We start from the raw sequence: 19,180 nt of genomic DNA, 5'->3' as shown, positions 1-19,180 counted from the left end.
CCGGTCAGGAGCATTCTTCGCCTGTGGGACAGCAGGTTACGGCCTATGCACCAGGACTGCGGGAGATCAGCGGGGGTTTACCCGAATCCTGTCCGATCCGGCCCACCCGATTTCCCTCCAGCTCACTCGATCCCGCCCAGCGGAACCGCCTCCCCGTCGCCGCCCCACACCCCGACCCCACGGCTCGAGCCGCCATCAACCCTGACGGCAACTGCCCACGATAGGCCCCCGAGCCGCCAATCGCGACACCACAGCGCGCGCCGGCCACGATGTCAGCGCTCCCGCCCCGGACGACCTCGGCCACCGTCAGCAGTCCCCAGCCGACAGCGCACCCAGCACCGCGAACTTGGATGCGGCACCCGTCCTCATGCGAACCTCACTGTCTGCCGGACGTACAGCCCCAGCATGATCAAAGCAGTCGAACAGGAATGCGATTCACAGTCTGGACGACGGGTTCGGCTGTCACCCAGACGTTCTCGTCCCGCGACGATTTCTTCAATGTGGATCCGGCGCTGGGAGGCCTACGACCTGACCGCGATCGTGTTGCGGGGCATCGTGTCCGGGCACGCGGGCCGCACGGAATTGCGGACCTACCTGCACGGCTACAACGGCGACGGCATCGCTCACGCGTATGGCTGGGGCGCGACCGGTGAACTCGGCGATCCCCGGGTCTGGTTGTACCGGATCTCCTAGTCCTGCTCGACCCGCTCGGGCCGCAGGCGGCGCAGCGCGATGATGGCGGCCAGGCATCCGGCCCCGAGAGCGATGGCCATCCAGGCGGCGCGGTCACCCGATTCGACGGCCAGTCTGGGATGCAGCGCGAACGTGTCGCAGCCGCGAAATTCCAGCGTGAGCACGGCGGTCGGAATGAACAGCAGGCCGATCGCCAGCACGGTCCCGGCCGTGCCGCGGGGGGTGACCGCGCCGAAGCTGTACCCGGCCAGCGCGGCGATGGCGCAGCTGCCGATCAGCGCGCTCCACGAATCATCGTGCCGCGCTCCGGGAACCAGCAGCGCGAACACCCCGAGGCCGACGATCGCGCCTGCGGCCACGACCGGTGCCGGGCGCCGCAGGCCCGTCGCCAGACCGAGCGCCAAGACCGTCAGAATCGGCGCGAGCTTCCAATGCGCCTGGGCCGCGATGGCGATCGCGCTGCCCGTCGCGGCGAGCGCCACCGCGAGCAGGGTGAGGGTGCCGTCGCGTTCCGGCAGCAGCAGCGCGGCGATCACTGCCGCGACGAGCACCGCGAGCGTTCCGGCCGCGATGACCGCGGTGTCGCTCGTCGACGTGGTGAGCCGCTCCGACACCATGTCGATGGCGGTGACCACCACGGCCGCGGCGAGCACCGGCGCGAACGGCAGGTTCAACGCGGTGGGGTAGGACGCCACGCCCGCGCGTGGGCAGAGGACGAAGCATACGGCCAGCAATCCCATCGTCGGTATGGTGAGCCAGTCCGGTGGCAGATTCACGAAGGCGCGTTCGAGCAGCGACTGGGTCGCCTCCTCGGCGGTGATGGTCTCGATGTGGTCGCCCACCGTGACGCCGATGAGCGCTCCGAGCACGTATCCGATTGCGGGCGGCCGGTATTCGAGTGCCGCCGCCCCCGCCGCGCCGAGCAGTACGCCCGCCGCGATCGAATCGACGAAGTTGGCGGTGGCCAGGCTCGCGGAGGGGCCGGTCACCAGGTGGTTGGTGACCAGAATCAGTGTCGCGATCGTGGCGGTGGCCCAGGCTGTGCGGGTGCCGAACATGCGCACGCACACCGCGGCCAGCACCGCGACGATCACGCCCGCGGCGGTGGCCCGGGGCACGGTCACGCTCAGCAGCGTCATCTGCAGCGCGGACGAGCCGGCGGCGCACCCGGTGTCGATGGGCACCATGAGGGCCAGGCCCGCGATCGCGGCGGCGGCGCATCCGCCCACCGTGTCGAGGGCCGCGCGATACCGCTGCACAGGCGGCTCCCAGGGTCTGAAGCAACAGGTCAGTTACCGTCCCGCCACCGTAACAGCGCGCGCATTCACCGGGGGTGGCGGCGGGCCGCCCAGTCGGCGGCGAAATCGCGGAACCGCCGCACCGCCTCCGACGGCGTGGCGGTCGCCGACCAGATCAATCCGACATCGCGGGACGCGCCCGCGTCGGCGAGTGGAATCACGGCCGGCCCCGGCGGCATCGGTTCCTCGGCGGGCACCAGCGCGACGCCGAGCCCGGCCGCCACCAGCCCGGAGACCGTCACCAGATCGCTGGACTCGAAGACGATGCGCGGCCGGATCCCGGCCGCCGCGCACAGTTCGTCGAAGATCCGCCGCATACCGAATCCCGGATGCATGGTGATGAATTCGGCGTCGGCCAGCTCGGCCAGCCGGATCGGCCGCTGCCCGCTCTTGCCGGACGGCGCGGCCAGCCGGTGGTCGGCCGGAACCGCCAGGACCAGCGGCTGATTCAGCAGGGTGCGCCAGCCGATACCGGGCTCGCCGGGCCTCGGCGACACCAGCGCCAGATCGGCCTCGCCGTCGAGCACCTGCCGGGTGATGACCTCGGCCGCGCCCTGATACAGCGTGAAGCCGACCCGCCCCGAGCCGCGCCGGAATTCGCCGATCAGCTGCGGGGCCAGCCGGCCGCCGAAGGAATGCAGGAACGACAGCCGGACCACCCCCTTGGCCGGATTGATGCGGTCGGCGACGGCCTGCTCCCCGGCGTGCAGTTCGGCGCGGGCGCGGCGGGCGTGCTCGTAGTAGAGGCGGCCGTACTCGTTGAGCCGGATGCGCTTGCCGTGCCGGTCGAACAGCGGCGTCCCGAGCCGCTGCTCGAGCCGGGCGAGCATGCGCGACAGCGTGGGCTGCGCCAGGTGCAGCCGGTCGGCGGCCGCGCTGACGTTCTCCGTTTCGGCGAGTGTCGTGAACCACTCCAGATCCGAGCCGAGCACGCCGCCTCCTCGCTATATGTCGGCAGAGCATGAGCACTCCCATAATCATGCATTTCCGTTCTAAGTGCCAGCGTCGCACCCTGGATCCCGCACCCCGTACCGAGAGGATCCGATGACTACCGTGCAAGGGACCACCAGCACCGCCGTGTCAGAGCCGACCGGTACGGCGATGCCGGGACCGATCACTACGGCGACACCACAATCGATCAGTACGGCAGCGCCGGGGCCGACCAGCACGGCCACGCCCGAGCCGATCGGCACCTCCGTGCGGAGGCCGGCCAGTACCGCCGAGCCCGGCCGGCCGAGGCACGCACACGAGAAGCGGGTCACCGCAGCCCTTTTCGCAGCCGGGCTGACCACGTTCGCGGCCATGTACTCCACCCAGTCGCTGCTGCCGAGCCTGTCGGCCGCCTTCGCGGTCCCGCCCGCACACGCGGCCCTGGCCGTCTCACTGACCACGGGTTTTCTTGCGCTGGCCATCATTCCGGCGGGTGCGCTGTCGGCGCGGATCGGCCGCACCAGGGTGATGATCGGTTCGGCGGTGACGGCCTCGGCGCTCGGTCTGCTGTTGCCGCTGTGCCCGACCCTCGACACCCTGCTGGCGGTTCGGGCCGTGCAGGGCGTCGCACTGGCGGGCGTGCCCGCGGTGGCCATGGCGTATCTGGCCGAGGAGATCGGGACGGCCGGACTCGGCGCGGCCATGGGCGTCTACATCGCCGGGACCACCATCGGCGGATTGGCGGGCCGGTTGATTCCCTCGCTCGCCCTCGGGCTGACCTCGTGGCGCTGGGCGGAGCTGGCGGTCACGGTGGCCGCCGCGGCGGCCACGGTGTGGTTCGCGCTCACCCTGCCGCCCTCGCGCGGATTCGCCGCGCGCCCGGCCGGTTTCGGCACCATGGTCGGCGATCTCACGGCGCAGTTGCGGCATCGCGGCCTGATCGCGCTCTTCGGTCTGGCCTTCCTGCTGATGGGCAGCTTCGTGTCGGTCTACAACTTCCTGGGCTACCGCCTGACCCATCGCCCCTTCGAATTGCCCGCGGCCCTGGCCGGATCGGTGTTCGCGCTGTACCTCGCCGGGACGGTCGCCTCGGCGTACACCGGCAGGCTCGCCGATCGTCGCGGCCATGCGCGGGTCCTCACCGCCGCGGTGGCATTGATGGCCCTCGGTGCGCTGATCACCATCCCCGATCACCTGACCACGGTGCTGATCGGCATCCTGCTGTTCACCACCGGGTTCTTCGCCGCGCACACCACGGCCAGCGCCTGGGTGGGCACGCTGGCCGAGAATCGCGGCGCGGCATCGTCTCTCTACATGTTCGCGTACTACCTGGGCAGCGCGGTGGTCGGCAGCGCGGCCGGGATCGCCTATGCGGCGGGCGGCTGGGCCGGCCTGGTGGCCTGTGTGGCAGCGCTTTTCGTGCTCGCGGCGCTGCTGCTGGTCTCGCTGGTCACGGCTGGTCGGCCGGCGCGGGATCGGAACTGATGTCGGTATCGGTGTCCGCGCACGCCGGATTCGGGCTGTCCTCGGTGACCTCGGTGCACACCGGCAGCACCGCGGGGGGATCGGTGTGGACCTCGGTCGGCGCGGGCGCGCGCTCCGCCGGACCGGCCACGGCGGGCACCGCAAGGTAGACGAAAGCAGTGGTCAGCCCGGCCAGGACGAGAACCATGGCTCCGGCCGCCAGCGTGGGGAGGGCTGTGGTGGAACGCGCCCACGCGACAACGGCCATGCCCCTCACCTCCTCGCAGCTGGACGACGATGCGTCTATCTCTCATCGCGTCGTAACGCGAGCCGCCCGCACCGGCCGTGCGGGCCTCATGGGGCCATGGTCGGGTTCGGTGCGGGGCCGGTCAAGTGGTGGCGGGTCCATTTGCACGATGTTTACGCACGGTTGACACGGGCCTATGCCGTTCCCGCCCAGCGCAATCCGGCGGTGACCGGAATCAGGCTCCGGTGTGACTGTCGATGAAGACCTGGTAACCGTCCAGCAGCCGATCCAGGGCGAAGCTGAAATCGGCTTCTTCCCAGTGCATGTCGTCGGTGTCGAAGGCGCGGTTGGCGAGGGCGGCACTGACGATCGGGAAGCGCCCGGGGTCGAGCACGGTGGTCAGGATGGCGGTGAAGTCCTGGTCCTGCTTGTCCTGCTCGATGGTGTCGCGCAGGAAGCGGGTGCGGCCGATGACATAGATCGAAAGGTTCACCAGCAGCTGCAGTTTCAGCGGTTCGGGGAGGTCGAGACCGGATAGCACGCGCATGCCCGCCTCGAGCCAGGCCATATTGTTCGGGCCCAGCGGGGGCGAGGTCATGGGGATGTCCAGCCACCAGTCGTGGGCGCGGATGGCATGGAATTCGGCCCAGGCCCAGGCCTCCAGCCCGGCGCGCCAGCCGTCGGCCGGCAGGTCCGGGGTCACGTCGAAGATGCGATCGTGCAGGAGCTCGACGAGGGTGTCCTTGCTGTCGACGTACCGGTAGAGCGACATCGTGGTGAACCCGAGCTCCTTGGCGACCCGGGCCATGGACAGCGCGGCATAGCCTTCGGCGTCGGCGACCCGCACCGCGGTGTCCAGGATCTGATCGAGGCTCAGCCCGCGCTTGGGTCCGCGGCTGCCCGCATCGTCCAGATCCCACAGCAGCTTCACCGCCTTGGGCAGGACTCGTTCGTCGGGCCCCTTCATCTGACCTCCTGTCGTCGTTCCGCCTCCATCTTGCGCCATCCCGGAAACTGTGTAGCCTATAAACAGAGTGTATGTCATATACAGTTTTCGAACGGAGTCTCTCCATGACCACATTCAGACCCGAACCCGCCATCGCGGTCACCGGGCTCACCAAATCCTTCGGTGATCAGCCCGTGCTGCGCGGCATCGACGTGACCGTGCCTGCCGGTACGGTGTTCGCCCTGCTCGGCCCGAACGGCGCGGGCAAGACCACCGTGGTGCGCATCCTCACCACGCTGAACCGGCCCGATGGGGGGCAGGTGCGCGTGGGTGGCCACGATCCGGTGCGCGAGCCGGACGCGGTGCGCGCGGCCATCGGTGTCACCGGGCAGTTCGCGGCGGTGGACGAGATCCTCACCGGCGCCGAGAATCTGCGCCTCATGGGGCGGTTGCTGCATCTGGGTTCCGGCGAAACCGGCAGGCGCACAGCGCGATTGCTGGAGCAGTTCGATCTTGCCGATGCCGCCGGCAAGCGCGCCGGCTCCTATTCCGGCGGTATGCGCCGCCGCCTCGACATCGCCATGAGCCTGATGGGGCGGCCGCGCATCGTGTTCCTCGACGAGCCCACCACCGGCCTGGATCCGCGCAGCCGCCGCGAGCTGTGGCGGGTGATCCGGGGCCTGGTCGCCGACGGCGTGACCATCTTCCTCACCACCCAGTACCTGGAGGAGGCCGACCAATTGGCCGACCGCATAGCGGTTCTCGACGCCGGGCGCATTGTCGCCGAGGGCAGCGCGGCGGAGCTGAAACGGCTGGCGCCGGGCGGCCACCTGCGACTCGGCTTCGCCGACGAGCACGGCCTGGCGGCGGCCGCGCGGGCCCTGCCCGGGGCCGAACCGGATACCGAGGAGCTGGCGCTGCGGGTGCCCTCGGACGGCAGCGTCGGCGATATCCGCAAGCTGCTCGACCATCTCGACGACCATGCCGTGGCCATCGGCGAATTGGCCATCCACACACCGGATCTCGACGATGTCTTCTTCGCGCTGACCGGCGCCACCGTGAAAGGCGCTGCGTGATGAGCACTCTCGGACACTCGGTCCAGGACTCCGCCGCCATGGTCGGCCGCAATCTGCGCCACACCCTGCGCAGCCCGGACACCATGATCATGACCATCGCGGTGCCGGTGACCATCCTGCTGATGTTCGTCTACGTCTTCGGCGGCGCGATGAATGTCGGCGGCTCCTACATCGACTACGTGGTGCCCGGAATCCTGCTGCTGTGCGCGGGTTTCGGCTCGGGCGCCACCGCCGTGGCGGTGGCCACCGACCTGCACAGTGGCATCGTGGACCGGTTCCGGGCCATGGCGGTCTCCCGCAGTGCGGTCCTGACCGGGCACGTGCTGGAGAGCGTGCTGCGCAATCTGCTCACCACCGGGGTGGTGGTGCTGGTGGCCGTGGCGCTCGGCTTCCGGCCGACCGCGGATCCGCTGCGCTGGCTCGCGGTGGCCGGCATGCTGGCGTGCTTCGTGCTGGCGCTGTCCTGGGTGGCCGCCGCTCTGGGCCTGCTGGCCTCCAATCCCGAAGCGGCCAACGGCTTCATGTTCATCTTCATGTTCCTGCCGTACGTCAGCAGCGCGTTCGTGCCGACCCACACGCTGCCGAGCTGGCTGCGCGGCTTCGCCCAGCATCAGCCGGTCACCGCGATCGCCGAGACGGTGCGCGGGCTGCTCATGGATACCCCGGTGGGGGACTCCGCGCCGACCGCGCTGGCCTGGTGTGCGGGCATCGCCCTGGTCGGTTATCTGGGCGCGGGCGCGTTGTTCCGTCGTCGGCAGGCGCACTGAGATACGTATACGCCGATATGCGCATCTTGGCATGAAAGTTCCGTATGTCTGATTCCAGACTGATGGAACGGAAAAAAGGCAGGGCACCGAGGACCGCGGTGCCCTGCCTTTGTCTGCTGGGCACCCGGTATCGCGCGCGTCGCCTAGCGCCGCCGCAGCACCGCGACCAGCACCGCCACCAGGGTGAGCAGCAGGATGGCCGAGCCGATCCAGATCTCGGTGCGGCTGTAGTCCGGCACCTGGTCCGGCACCGAGCCCGTGGCCAGCAGGACCGCCCCAAGGTGGCCGGCCGGGCCAGCTATCGTCACCATGATCGGCACATCCTTCCGAATCGCCGTGACCCGAATCGGCCTCGCTGTGAAGATCGCGTCCGGGGCACTCCCGCCATGGTCGATCCGATCGCGCTGCCGGGCAAGCACCGCCGCGTAAGGATTTCGTCCTGAATCGGATGAATGTTGGTATTCGCACACTCTCTACCAAGCAAACGCTTGGGTTTGATAACGTCGGTGGGGCAGGAGGACGGTGACGGGCATCTGTCGCAACGCAGCGACGTCCGTACGCTGAACCGGACCGCGCATGCGCGGCCGTCGGAGCTATCAATGGGGATGTGACCCGGGGGCAATTCAATTCGGCTCGACGTTGTTCGACGACGTGGGGCGTCGTTGCGTGCCGCCCGTCCCCGGCATGACAACCGACAGGAATGGCTCATGACCGAAACCAAGGTAATTCCCGACCCGAACCACCCGCTGCTGCCCCTGGCGCGGGCCTACACCGACTACTTCACCCCGACGGTCACCGGGCTGGAGAATCTGCCCGCGTCCGGCCCGGCCCTGGTCATCGGCAACCACTCGTCCATCTACTGGGCCCCCGAGGTGTGGATCACCTTCATGGCCATGCTGGAACGCCGCCCGGACGAGCCCAGCTACGGCGTCGCGCACGACATCCTTTTGCGCGCACCGATTCTCGGCGACAGCCTGCGCCAGTTCGGCGTCATCGCGGCTTCGCGCGAGTCGGCGGCCAAGGGACTCAAGGACGGCGGCGCGGTGATGGTGTACCCCGGCGGCGACTGGGAGGCGTGCCGCCCGTGGACCGATCGGGGCAAGATCGACTTCGCCGAGCGCAAGGGCTTCGTGCGGCTCGCCCTCGAAATGGGTGTCCCGGTGATCCCCGCGGTCGCCAATGGCGGCCACGACTCCATCTTCGTGCTCAGCCGCGGTGAGCGCACCGCACGGCTGCTGCAGCTCGACAAGCTGGTGCGCGCCAAGGTGTTTCCGTACACCCTCGGCCTGCCGTTCGGCGTCGCGCCGATTCTGCCGCAGCTGCCGCTGCCCGCCTCGGTGACCGTCAGCTTCCTGCCCGCACTGGACTGGTCGGTCGAGCCGGGCGATCCGGAGGACACCGACCTGGTCGACGAGTACTACACCCGGTCCGTCCGGACCATGCAGACCGAGCTGGACCGGCTGCGCGCCGAGACGCCGAACCCGGTGGCCGCCGGGATCAAGAAGCACGTGGCCGGACTGCCCGGGCCGCTGAAGGGCCTGGCCGATCTGCTGTAGCCGGACCGCTCTGCTACAGGGGGACAGCGGATTTCGTCGTACGAGCCAGCGGCGGGTGCCGGGTGCGAATCTCGACGTCGCACCCGGCATTCGCGTCCCGCGTCCGGGTGTGTCGGCGACGATGCTGAGCGGTAACGCTTTACCGTCGGCGATGGCGCGTATTACACTTTTCTCGGTTCAGATCATGTTTCGCTCATTGGCTGAAGACTAACGGGATTGGGTCTGCACGCTCCTGGTGGAGCGCTGAAACGCATTGGCGTACATCATTTTCGACCAGACGGATTGACCTCAGAGCTCACGGCGACATCGCGTGGATCAATTGCGCGCAGGGAGTAGTCGGAACATGGTCGGGGTTACAGGTTTCGGTGGTATTCCGGGGGTACGCGGCGGCCTGCGGCCCGAGGCTGTTCACGGCGAAGCATGGGCTGCTCGTGTCGAGGCCGGGTGCTCGGGGCAGCCGCAGCCACCGCTGTGGCCACCCGGTATCACGCCATTCGCGACTCCCAGCGCGACCACCGCGAACTGAAGGCGCGCCACTGAGACCGGCCGGCCGTCCCGCGATCGAAATCCGATGCCAGGAGAGGTGTGTCGACATGGCCGAGCCCGTGTGCGCCGAATGGACCGTTCCCCACGACCTGGGCGGGGTGCGTGACCGGGTGGACGCCGTCCTCGAGGGTTTCCTGTCCGAGAAGGCGCGGGTATCGGACCGCGAGCGACTACCGACCGACCTGGTGGATGCCCTGCACTCGTTCGTCTGCTGCGGCGGCAAGCGGATTCGCCCGCTGCTGTGCGTGCTCGGCTGGTTCGCCGCCGGCGGCAGCGACCGGCTGCCCATGGCCATCGTGCGGGTGGCCGCGGCGCTGGAGCTGCAACACGCCGCGGTGCTCATCCACCGCGATGTCATCGAACGCCGGCTCACCCGGCGCGGTTTCCCCACCATGTCCTGCGCCATGGCGGCCCGCTTCGCGCACAAGCCGGATCGGGAGCGGTTCGGCCGGCAGGCCGCGGTCCTGCTCGGTGATCTGGCCCTGGTCTGGTCGGACGAGCTGCTGTTCTCGGCGCATCTGAGTGCCCGTCAGCGCACGGCCGCCAGCGCGGTCATGTCGGCCATGCGCATGGAGGTCATCTATGGGCAGTACCTGGATGTGCGCGCGGCCGGTGATCCGGTCGCCGACCTGGAACGCGCCCTGGAGATCGTGCGCTACAAGACCGTCGGCTACACCTGCGAACGGCCGCTGCAGCTGGGCGCCCGCCTGGCCGGGGCCGACGAGAATACCCAGGCGGCACTGTCGGTTTACGCCCGAGCGCTGGGGGAGGCCGTGCATCTGACCGAGGATCTGCACCGGGTCTTCGGCGACCGGGCGGGCACGGATTCCCGGCTCGAGGATCTGCGCGACGGCCGGCACACCGCGTTGGTCGCCTCCGCGCTGGGCCGGGCGGTGGGCGCCACCGCGGTGGAATTGCGTGCGCTACTGGGCAATCCGGGCCTGGATGCACGCGGGGCCACGCTGTGCCGGGACATCATGACCGAGGTGGGTGCGCGCGAGGAGGTCGAGCAGATGATCGCGCTGCGTCGCGAGCACGCGCTGTATGCCGTCGACGATATGCACGTGCCCGCGCCGGCCCGGCAGGTATTGCGCGCACTCGCCGAACACCTCACCAATATCGACGGCTGAGGGTAGAATTCGATGACGTCAGCGTACTCGCAGCGCCCCGAATTTCGGGAGCCCGATCGGTCGCAGAATATCGCCGCTTCGTAATCGACTGTCGCGCACGGATTCCCATTCCCATACCGGGGTCGATCATGTAGTGGATTCAGCTATATGATTTCTACCTGCCATTTCCGGGCACACCTGAAGCCGTATTCGGATGCCCATGCCCATCGGCATGTGCAGGACTTGGGTTGATGGAATTACAACAGGGACAACAGATCCGGAGTGGAGAGGATCTGGACAAGCATAGGGTACGGCTGCTGTACGCCTGCGCCCATCCCGGCACCGATTCGGCGCGGACCCGGTCTCGTTTACCAGGAGGTCGAATTCGACGGTGAGCTACACAATCTGGTGGTTGTCCTCGAGCGCGCGGCCGAACTTCAGGACCGGCCGGCGTCCTCGGTGAGTCGGCGCGCCTACGCCGACCGTGTGAGCCGAATTCCCCTCGCGCACCGAAAGAAGCGTCTCCATGACCGTGACCGCTTTCGTTCCCCCCGTGCACCGCTCCGCCGAGATTCTCGCTCGCGCCCGCACCGTGCTCGAACCGGTGTTGCGCGACGCGGTGCTGTCCCTGCCGGAACCCATGCAGCGCATGGCCGGATACCACTTCGGCTGGTGCGACGAGCGCGGCGCCGCCACCCACGGCGCGTCCGGCAAGATGCTCCGGCCCGCACTGGTCACCTCCACCGCCATCGCCTGCGGCGGCGTCCCCGCCGAGGCTGCCGGTGCGGCCGCCGCGGTCGAGCTGATCCACAATTTCACCCTGCTCCACGACGACGTCATGGACTTCGACGCCGTGCGCCACGGCCGCCCCACCGTCTGGAAGGTCTGGGGCGTCGCGGATGCTGTGCTGCTCGGCGACGCCCTGCACGCGCTGGCGGTGAATGTCCTTGCGGCGGTGCTGCCCCCGGCTGTCGCCATCGCCGCCATCGACCGGCTCGCGTCCACGGTCACCGAGATGTGCCGCGGCCAGCACGAGGACTGCCACGCCGGGGCCGCTCAGGCCACCGCCGCCGGGTGGGAGCGGATGGCGATGGGCAAGACCGGGGCGCTGCTCGGCTGCGCGTGCGCTCTCGGCGCGCTGAGCGCGGGCGCGAATGCCGAAACCGTCACCATCTTCGAGTATTTCGGGCGGAACCTCGGGGTGGCGTTCCAGGCCGGCGACGACATCCTCGGTATCTGGGGCGATCCCGCGCACAGTGGCAAGCCCGCCGGGGATCTGGCCCGGCGTAAACGATCACTGCCGATCGTGCTGGCGCTGGAGTCCGACACCGACGCCGGGCGGGTGCTGAACCGGTTCTTCGACGCGACCACCCCGCCCTCGGCCGACGAGATCGACCGCGCCGCAACGCTCGTCGAGCAGGCGGGCGGTCGGCGCGGCGCCGAACGACTGGCGCGGCAGCGCATGCGCGCGGCGGCGGCCGCCTTGCCGGACCGGCCCGGGTGCGGCGATCTCCGCACCCTCGCTCAGCTCGTCGACCATCGGAACAAGTGACAAAGGAGAGGTCGTGAACGAGAACACCTGTGCCAGTCCGGTACTGGAGCGGCTTGCCAGGCAGCGCCGGCGCACCGTGCTGCTGGCCGCCCCGCGCTCGTTCTGTGCGGGGGTGGAGCGCGCCATCGTGACGGTCGAGCGGCTGCTCGCCGCGCCGGGCCGCACCGCGCCCGTGTACGTGCGCAAGCAGATCGTGCACAACACCCACGTGGTCCGGGATCTGGCCGCGCGCGGCGCGATCTTCATCGAGGAGCTGGACGAGGTGCCGGTGGGGTCCACCGTGGTGTTCTCCGCGCACGGCGTCTCGCCCGCCGTGCGCGAGCATGCCCGCGAACGCCTGCTGACCGTCGTCGACACCACCTGCCCCCTGGTGACCAAGGTGCATTCGGAGGTACAGCGTTTCGCGGCGCGCGGCGACACCGTGGTGCTCATCGGGCACGCCGGGCACGAGGAGGTCGAGGGCACCGCGGGGGAGGCCCCGGAGTCCACGGTCATCGTGGACGGCCCGGCCGCGGTGGCCGCGCTGGTCGTGCCCGATCCCGACCGGGTGTCCTTCCTGGCCCAGACCACGCTCTCGGTGGAGGAGACCCGCGACACCATTGCCGCACTGCGGCAACGCTTCCCGCGATTACACGGCCCCGCGAGCGCGGACATCTGCTACGCCAGCAGCAACCGGCAGGCCGCCGTCGAGGCGGTCGCCGCGCGCAGCGACCTGTTCCTGGTGGTCGGCTCCGCCAACTCGTCCAACTCACAACGCATGGTGGAGGTCGCACGGCGGCAGGGGATCGCGGCGCATCTCATCGACGACGGCGGCGATATCGACGGCGCGTGGATCGAGCCCACCAGGGTGATCGGGCTCTCGGCCGGAGCCTCCGCGCCGCCCGCCCTGGTGGACGCGGTGATCGACGCGCTGCGCTGGTGGGGCCCGGTCACCGTGCGCGAATACGAGATCGCCCGCGAGCACGTCGTCTTCGCGGCCCCCGCCGCGATACGGAGGCGGCAATGACCGCCACCCGGCTGGACCTCGCCGCGGCGCCACCGGTGCGCCGCCGCACCCGCCGCATCCGGATCGGCCGCGTCCCCGTGGGCGGAGGCGCGCCGATCCCGGTGCAGACCATGACCACCACCACCCGCGATGTCGACGCCACCCTGCGCCAGATCGCGGAGGTGACCGCCGCGGGCTGCGACATCTTCGTTCGCGGCCGCGTGGTGCGGACCGTGGCCGAACACCAGATCGTCGAGGCGCTGCTCGCCGAAGCAGTGGCCCTCACCGAGAACGCCGGATCGGAGGACACCCTGTGAGTACCCCCGCGATCGCCCTGTCCCCGCTGGACCGCACCGCCATGCGGGTGCGGATCGAGGCCGCGCTCTACGAATTCCTCGGCGACAAGGCCGAATCCGCGGCCACCGCCGGACTGCCCGCCGACGTGGTCGACGCGGTGCGCGCGTTCCTCTTCGCGGGCGGCAAGCGGATCCGGCCGCTGTTCTGCGTACTCGGCTGGTACGCCGGCGGCGGCGGTGAGCTGCCCGACTCCGTGGTCCGGGTGGCTGCCGCGGTCGAGCTGTTCCACGCCGCCGTACTCATCCACGACGACATCATCGACGACAGCGCCACCCGCCGCGACCGGCCCACCGTGCACCGTGCCGTGGCCGAGGGCGCCCGCGGCGACCGCCCGGCCGCCGCCCGCTTCGGCACCCACGCCGCCCTGCTCATCGGCGACTTCGGGCTGGTGTGGTCGCAGGAACTGCTGCACGCCGCGGGCCTCTCGGCGGCCCAAACCGCCGCTGCCGCACCGATTCTCGACGCCATGCGCACCGAGGTGAACTACGGCCAGTACCTCGACCTGCTCACCACCGGCCGCCCCACCCGCGACCTGGATCGGGCGCTCGAGATCATCCGGTACAAGACCGCGGCCTACACCGTGGAACGGCCGCTGCAACTGGGCGCTGCTCTGGCCGGGGCCGGACCCGAAGTGGCGCGGGCGCTCTCGTCCTACGGGCGGCCGCTCGGCGAGGCGTTCCAGCTCCAGGACGACCTGCTCGGCGTCTACGGCGACCCGGCGCAGACCGGGAAATCCAATAGCGACGACCTCCGCGAGGGCAAGCACACCGTCCTGCTCGCGCTCGCCCTGCGACACGCGAGCCCCGAGCAGCGCGCCCAGCTCGACGCCCTGGTCGGCAATGCCGGGCTGGATCCGCACGGAGCCGCCCTGTGTCGCGAGATCCTCAGCGCCACAGCGCGTCCCACAGTGGAACGGATGATCCGCGAGCGCTGGCTGCTCGTGCAGCGGACCCTCGCACACGCCCCGTTCCCGCCCGCCGCGGTGTCCGGGCTGCGCAGCATCGCCGACGCCGTCATCGCGCGCACCTCCTAGCCGCGCGCCCGGTCACACCCTCGGAGCCCGCTCGGCGCTGCGACCGCGATCGCGCCCGCCGGTGTGGTTAACTCGCGGCATGCGCCGGGCGGGCGACTGCCCGGACCCCGACCCGGGCGTCCGGAACGCATCCGCTCTCCCCGGCGTTGCCTCAGGGAGCCGAGAGGGTGGAAAGCATGGTGCGCCTTGTGCATTCGGTAGTCCCCGCGATCGGGGCGGTGGGGGCGCTGGCGGTCGCCCTCGTGGTGCCGCCCCTGCTGTCGTCGGCGGTCCCGGTCCGCGAGACCGAGGTGACGGCGGGGACCAGCATCGAGGTCACCGCGACCGGGGTCGGCGCCGTGCACGGTGGCACGAATCCCGCCAACGCCATCGTCTTCCTGGCGCCCGAGCAGATGCGGCGGCGGGCGACCGGCGATGCATCCATCGCGGTCCTGACTTCCGACAGCGGCGACCAGCGGGTGTCGGTGTCGGTGGTCGACGGCATCACCGACTTCGCCACCGCCGCACCGCGCATGCTGCTGCCGCTGCGCGCGGCCGGGGTCACCGCGCGCTTCGACGGGGGAGTGGTGGACGCCGGCGAATTCCATGGGCTCACCTGCGTGCTGCCCGACACCACCGGCGGAGTGTGTGCGGTGGCCAGCAGCGGGGACGTGGGCGTGACCGTCACGGCCACCGGATCCACCCGGGAAGCCGGGCTCCGGATGATCGCGGACGTGCTGAACTCGAGCAAGGCGGTCGAGGCATGAGCGGTCAAGCCCGGAGGTGGAAGCGCAGCGTAACCATGGAGGGCTCCGCTCAGGCCGGAAAGGATGCAGCATGAGCTGGTTCCAGCCGCGCTCGCTGCTGTTCTGGGTGTACTGCTTGGCTGTGATGGCCGGGCCGCTGCTGTTCGTGCTGCAGGCCGCCGGGCAGGTGTGGTTCGCGGGCGCGGCCGCTCTGGCCGCCCTGCCCGTCACCGCCCTCACCCTGCTGGTCATCGGGCGAATCCTGTTCGCGCTGGACCCCTTCCGGGCACGCCGCCACCTGGCCGCCCCCATGGTGATGGGCGCGATCTGGGGCGCCACGGTGTGGACCGGGCTGGCCATGTGGGCCAACGACCACCTCAGCCGCGCCATCACCAACCTGTTCGGCGACCACTTCGCCGTCAATTGGAGCGCCGCCATCACCGCGCCCATCGACGAGGAGTACATCAAGGCCATCGGCATCGCCGTGGTCGCCCTGCTGTTCCGGGGCCGGCTGACCCGGCCCATGCACGGCCTGCTGCTCGGCGCGGCGGTCGGGCTGGGCGCGCAGATCGCCGAGGACTGCCTCTACAGCACCCAGACCGCGCTGTCCTCCCCGCAGGATCCGGTGGTGGACGTGATCCTGGTGGCGGTGCTGCGACTTTTCACCGCACTGACCTCGCACTGGGCCATGTCGGCGCTGGCCGGTGTCGGCATCGTGCTGCTGATCAGCCGCACCGATCGGTCGTGGGCCTGGCGGCTGGGCGTTTTCGCGCTTTTCTACGGCCTGGCCGTCACCATGCACGTCCTCTTCGACGCCCCGCGCCCGCCCGGTCCGCCGCTGCTGTCGACCTACCTGCCCATCCTCATCGACCTGGTCATCTTCGCCCTCGCCTACGCCTGGGTGCTGACCACCGAGCGGCGCTGGTTCCGGGCGCTCATCGCTCGCCCGGCCGCCCGCGCCATCGGCACCGAGGCCGGGCTGGCACCCCTGCTCACCTATCACCGCCGCCGCAAAGCCCGTGCCGCGCTGCGTCATTCGACCGGATGGTCGCGCAACCAGGCCCTGGTCTACGAGCGCGGGCTGCTGAACCAGGTCACGGATCTGGATTTGGTTGCGTCCCAGCAAACTCCGCTGCATCAGGGGTACAGGCCCGGGCCGGGCGATATCCCCGATGGCACGGGTGCGCGTTACGGCTGGTAGGGCGGTTTCTGCGTGCCGGTGACCAGTGCATAGTCAACTGGACGCTAGCGTGAGTCAGTATGAGTGAGGGTCGGACGCCGCCCATCGAGCCGGGGCGAGAGCGGGCGAAGGAGCTGCTGGAGCGCAGACAGCAAGCGCTGTGCAACTATCTCGACGCGAGCGCTGATATCGCCACCACCCGCATTCGCGCCAATCTGACCGGCTGGCAACGCTGGCTGCAGCAGCTGCCCGGCTCCCCGGTCGCCCGCGCCACCGCCCGCCGCGACGCCCTGGTCCGCGAGCTGGCCGTGCACGGCGTCGGCGCCGAGGACCACCGCTGGGGCGTGCTGTCGGGCGCCTTCGTGCGCAGCCTCGGCACGCCCTTCTGCCTCGAGGACACCCTCGCCGACCTGACCCTGCGCTATGGCGACGACGCTCCGCACTGGGCCCGCCGCCTGCCCGCCCTGGCCCGCGCGACCGAGGAGGCCCGGCCCATGGCCGCGGTCGGCGACCGCGCCGTGGTCGCCGACCTCACCGAGGAGGTGCTGGCCGTCATGCGGACCGCCCCCGACGAGGCGGCACGGCAACGGCTGTCCGACCACCTGCCCGGCGTGCTGAGACCGGTGCCCTTCGACATCGCATCCCTGCGCCGCACCGACTCGCTGGTCGAGGTGGTGTTCGACATCTACGCCGACACCATCAAGCTCGACAACATCACGGTGAATCCGGAACTGCGCGGGACCGGCCTGGGCACCGCGGTCCTGCAGCACCTGTGCCGCGCCGCCGACGCCCACCACCTCTACATCGTCGGCCAGCTGGTGCCGACCTTCCGCGACGACGATTCCGCGGTTCCCATCCTCGCCGCCTGGTGCCGCCACCACGGCTTCACGGTCAACGAACGGCTGGGCGGCCGCATCGCCCGTTCACCGATGAGCGTCCCCGACCCCGCCGCCCCGGTGGCGAACCCGGACCAGCGCTAGCAACCCCGGAAAACAGCAGCGCCGCATGCCGATCGACGGCATGCGGCGCTCGCGAACTCCGACTCAGGCGGGAAGGCCCATACCCGAGGCCAGCAGCGGCCACGAGTCGTGCAGGGCGGTCTCCCAGTACGGCCAGTAGTGGGTGCCCACCGGGTCGAACTGGTAGGTCGCCGGGATATTGATCGAGTCCAGCTTGTCCTTGAGGTTGTGGGTGCAGGCGTTGACGCCACCCTCGATGATCATGCCCAGTGCCAGATTGATGTCACCCTGCGGGCCGGGAGCGGACTTGGTGTAGTACTCGACGTCCTTCATCAGCGGGATGCCGCTGCCGCTGGAGATGTAGAGCTGGGTGCCGCGCAGCTTCTCGGCATTGATGACCGGGTCGTTGGCGGTCCACAGCGGGCTGTTGTCGGGACCGTACATGTTCTCGGTCTTGCCGCCCGCCCAGGTCTCCACGGCGAACTTGAGGAACTGCTTGCCCATCGGGTCGGCGATCTGCGCGCACCCGCTGTAGGCGGCCACGGACTTCCACAGACCCGGCTGGGCCTCGGCCAGCTGCAGCACCGAGGTGCCGGAGGTCGACAGGCCGGCCAGGGCATTGAGGCCGGTGGAGCCGAGCGCGGCATCGAGCAGCGGCGGCAGTTCCTGGGTGAAGAACGTCGTCCACTTGTTGCGCCCGAGCTGCGGGTCGTCCTTGATCCAGTCGGTGTAGTAGCTGCCGCGGCCACCGATCGGCTGGATCACATTGACCTGCTTGTCGGCCAGGAAGCCGAGGGCATTGGTCTGGGCGTTCCAGCTGGCGGTGCCCAGGCCGCCGTCGAGGCCGTTGAGCATGTACAGGTTCGGCGCGGCCTGCGACTCGTCGGCCGGACGCTGCACGTCCACGGGGATGTCCTGGCCCATGGCCGCGGAGTAGACCTTCAGATGCCAGGTCCGTCCATCCTTCTGGATGGAGCTGATGGCCGACGGCTTGTCCGGGTCGGCCGAGCCGGCGCCGGTGGCCAGGGCCACCGACAACGCGGCGGTGAGCGCGACGGCGGCGGTCCGCAGGGCGGTCCTATTACGTAGTGCAGAGAGCTTCATCGAACAGCTGATTCCAGTCCTCGGGCCACGCTCGGCCTCATCGTCGATCCGTGCCGGGGCCCCGGCCGATCCGGTTCCCCCGACACGCTATGTCTTGTGTCAAGGCAAAACTGTTACCTGACAAAACGTTTGCAGGGTAGCCCCAAATCGCCGGGTACGCCGTCGCGACAGTATTCGCCCAGCGTGCGACCATCGAGAGGTGACCGGAAAACCCGACGAGGAACAGCGTCTGCGCGATCTGGCGCGGCTGCGGCGCGTGCGGGACCGCATCGACCGCGAGTACGCGCAGCCGCTGGACGTCGAGGCCCTCGCCCGCGACGCGCACATCTCCGCCGGGCATCTGAGCCGGCAGTTCCGGGCCGCCTACGGCGAATCGGTGTACGCCTACCTGATGACGCGGCGCATCGAACGGGCCATGGCATTGCTGCGGCGCGGGGACCTGAGCGTCACCGAGATCTGCTTCGCGGTCGGCTGCTCCTCGCTGGGCACCTTCAGCACCCGCTTCACCGAGCTGGTCGGGGTGCCGCCCAGCGTGTACAAACAGCAGATGGCCGATGCCCCCGAGGGCATGCCCTCCTGCGTCGAGAAGCAGGTGACCCGACCGATCAGGAATCGAGAAGCCCAGGCAAGCGCCCCGCAACTAGCCTGATCGC

Annotated in this window: 20 protein-coding genes; 14 read left to right on the top strand and 6 right to left on the bottom strand. The window is 69.9% G+C overall.

The genetic code is table 11. The features are described from left to right. Window positions 1–498 precede the first annotated feature (498 nt). Window positions 499–693: a hypothetical protein gene (locus tag ACQP1O_RS29600; RefSeq protein WP_433561717.1), complete on the top strand. Its 195-nt coding sequence runs from the start codon at window positions 499–501 to the stop codon at window positions 691–693. Here ACQP1O_RS29600 and ACQP1O_RS29595 read toward each other — a convergent pair. After that, on the bottom strand, window positions 690–1,952 hold the full coding sequence (locus ACQP1O_RS29595; RefSeq protein ID WP_433561716.1) for a hypothetical protein: 1,263 nt from the start codon (window positions 1,950–1,952) through the stop codon (window positions 690–692). The two genes, ACQP1O_RS29600 and ACQP1O_RS29595, sit on opposite strands and share 4 nt — an antisense overlap. Before the next feature lie 65 nt (window positions 1,953–2,017). Then, the gene (locus ACQP1O_RS29590; RefSeq protein ID WP_433561715.1) at window positions 2,018–2,923 is read right to left on the bottom strand and encodes a LysR family transcriptional regulator; all 906 of its coding nucleotides are present in this window, start codon (window positions 2,921–2,923) and stop codon (window positions 2,018–2,020) included. A gap of 112 nt (window positions 2,924–3,035) precedes the next feature. Between ACQP1O_RS29590 and ACQP1O_RS29585 the strand changes: the two genes are divergently transcribed. Continuing rightward, window positions 3,036–4,406, top strand: coding sequence for an MFS transporter (locus ACQP1O_RS29585; protein ID WP_433561714.1), 1,371 nt, complete (start codon window positions 3,036–3,038; stop codon window positions 4,404–4,406). On the opposite strand, the gene ACQP1O_RS29580 is transcribed toward ACQP1O_RS29585, so the two are convergent. Together ACQP1O_RS29580 and ACQP1O_RS29575 are read right to left on the bottom strand one after the other, a co-directional pair. Beyond that, window positions 4,372–4,653 (bottom strand): hypothetical protein, encoded by a 282-nt coding sequence (locus tag ACQP1O_RS29580; RefSeq protein WP_433561713.1) that lies wholly within the window; start codon window positions 4,651–4,653, stop codon window positions 4,372–4,374. The genes ACQP1O_RS29585 and ACQP1O_RS29580 overlap by 35 nt on opposite strands. A 214-nt stretch (window positions 4,654–4,867) precedes the next feature. After that, window positions 4,868–5,599: a TetR/AcrR family transcriptional regulator gene (locus tag ACQP1O_RS29575; protein ID WP_433561712.1), complete on the bottom strand. Its 732-nt coding sequence runs from the start codon at window positions 5,597–5,599 to the stop codon at window positions 4,868–4,870. Window positions 5,600–5,703: 104 nt separating this feature from the next. On the opposite strand from ACQP1O_RS29575, the gene ACQP1O_RS29570 reads away from it, so the two are divergent. Beyond that, complete coding sequence (locus tag ACQP1O_RS29570; RefSeq protein WP_433561711.1) at window positions 5,704–6,654, top strand: ATP-binding cassette domain-containing protein; 951 nt, start codon at window positions 5,704–5,706, stop codon at window positions 6,652–6,654. Continuing rightward, complete coding sequence (locus ACQP1O_RS29565) at window positions 6,654–7,421, top strand: ABC transporter permease (protein ID WP_433561710.1); 768 nt, start codon at window positions 6,654–6,656, stop codon at window positions 7,419–7,421. Before ACQP1O_RS29570 ends, ACQP1O_RS29565 begins: the two co-directional genes overlap by 1 nt. Before the next feature lie 143 nt (window positions 7,422–7,564). Here ACQP1O_RS29565 and ACQP1O_RS29560 read toward each other — a convergent pair whose 3' ends face one another. Next, window positions 7,565–7,732 (bottom strand): hypothetical protein, encoded by a 168-nt coding sequence (locus ACQP1O_RS29560; RefSeq protein WP_433561709.1) that lies wholly within the window; start codon window positions 7,730–7,732, stop codon window positions 7,565–7,567. A gap of 396 nt (window positions 7,733–8,128) precedes the next feature. Here ACQP1O_RS29560 and ACQP1O_RS29555 point away from each other — a divergent pair, with 396 nt between their 5' ends. The 9 genes from ACQP1O_RS29555 to ACQP1O_RS29515 all read left to right on the top strand — a co-directional run bounded on the left by ACQP1O_RS29555 (window position 8,129) and on the right by ACQP1O_RS29515 (window position 17,444). Further along, on the top strand, window positions 8,129–8,977 hold the full coding sequence (locus tag ACQP1O_RS29555; RefSeq protein ID WP_433561708.1) for a lysophospholipid acyltransferase family protein: 849 nt from the start codon (window positions 8,129–8,131) through the stop codon (window positions 8,975–8,977). Between the two features lie 593 nt (window positions 8,978–9,570). Beyond that, window positions 9,571–10,653: a polyprenyl synthetase family protein gene (locus ACQP1O_RS29550; RefSeq protein WP_433561707.1), complete on the top strand. Its 1,083-nt coding sequence runs from the start codon at window positions 9,571–9,573 to the stop codon at window positions 10,651–10,653. A gap of 505 nt (window positions 10,654–11,158) precedes the next feature. Then, complete coding sequence (locus ACQP1O_RS29545; protein ID WP_433561706.1) at window positions 11,159–12,184, top strand: polyprenyl synthetase family protein; 1,026 nt, start codon at window positions 11,159–11,161, stop codon at window positions 12,182–12,184. A gap of 13 nt (window positions 12,185–12,197) precedes the next feature. After that, entirely contained in the window at window positions 12,198–13,190 is a 993-nt protein-coding gene (gene ispH, locus ACQP1O_RS29540) for a 4-hydroxy-3-methylbut-2-enyl diphosphate reductase (protein ID WP_433561705.1), read from the top strand. Beyond that, entirely contained in the window at window positions 13,187–13,486 is a 300-nt protein-coding gene (locus ACQP1O_RS29535) for a flavodoxin-dependent (E)-4-hydroxy-3-methylbut-2-enyl-diphosphate synthase (protein ID WP_433561704.1), read from the top strand. The genes ispH and ACQP1O_RS29535 overlap by 4 nt, the downstream gene beginning before the upstream one ends. Next, window positions 13,483–14,559, top strand: coding sequence for a polyprenyl synthetase family protein (locus ACQP1O_RS29530; protein ID WP_433561703.1), 1,077 nt, complete (start codon window positions 13,483–13,485; stop codon window positions 14,557–14,559). Before ACQP1O_RS29535 ends, ACQP1O_RS29530 begins: the two co-directional genes overlap by 4 nt. A 176-nt stretch (window positions 14,560–14,735) precedes the next feature. Next, complete coding sequence (locus ACQP1O_RS29525) at window positions 14,736–15,305, top strand: hypothetical protein (RefSeq protein WP_433561702.1); 570 nt, start codon at window positions 14,736–14,738, stop codon at window positions 15,303–15,305. Between the two features lie 70 nt (window positions 15,306–15,375). After that, window positions 15,376–16,485, top strand: coding sequence for a PrsW family intramembrane metalloprotease (locus ACQP1O_RS29520; RefSeq protein WP_433561701.1), 1,110 nt, complete (start codon window positions 15,376–15,378; stop codon window positions 16,483–16,485). A 59-nt stretch (window positions 16,486–16,544) separates the two neighbouring features. Beyond that, on the top strand, window positions 16,545–17,444 hold the full coding sequence (locus ACQP1O_RS29515) for a GNAT family N-acetyltransferase (protein ID WP_433561700.1): 900 nt from the start codon (window positions 16,545–16,547) through the stop codon (window positions 17,442–17,444). Between the two features lie 63 nt (window positions 17,445–17,507). Here ACQP1O_RS29515 and ACQP1O_RS29510 read toward each other — a convergent pair whose 3' ends face one another. Beyond that, the gene (locus ACQP1O_RS29510) at window positions 17,508–18,527 is read right to left on the bottom strand and encodes an alpha/beta hydrolase (protein ID WP_433561699.1); all 1,020 of its coding nucleotides are present in this window, start codon (window positions 18,525–18,527) and stop codon (window positions 17,508–17,510) included. Between the two features lie 199 nt (window positions 18,528–18,726). Between ACQP1O_RS29510 and ACQP1O_RS29505 the strand changes: the two genes are divergently transcribed. After that, window positions 18,727–19,176, top strand: a complete 450-nt coding sequence (locus ACQP1O_RS29505) for a helix-turn-helix transcriptional regulator (protein WP_357000421.1) — start codon at window positions 18,727–18,729, stop codon at window positions 19,174–19,176. Window positions 19,177–19,180: the final 4 nt, after the last annotated feature.

It is taken from the genome of Nocardia sp. CA-151230 (assembly GCF_050942175.1).
Classification (GTDB): domain Bacteria; phylum Actinomycetota; class Actinomycetes; order Mycobacteriales; family Mycobacteriaceae; genus Nocardia.
The sequence above is the reverse complement of the archived record's forward strand: the minus strand, read 5'-3'. Positions and strand labels throughout refer to the sequence as shown.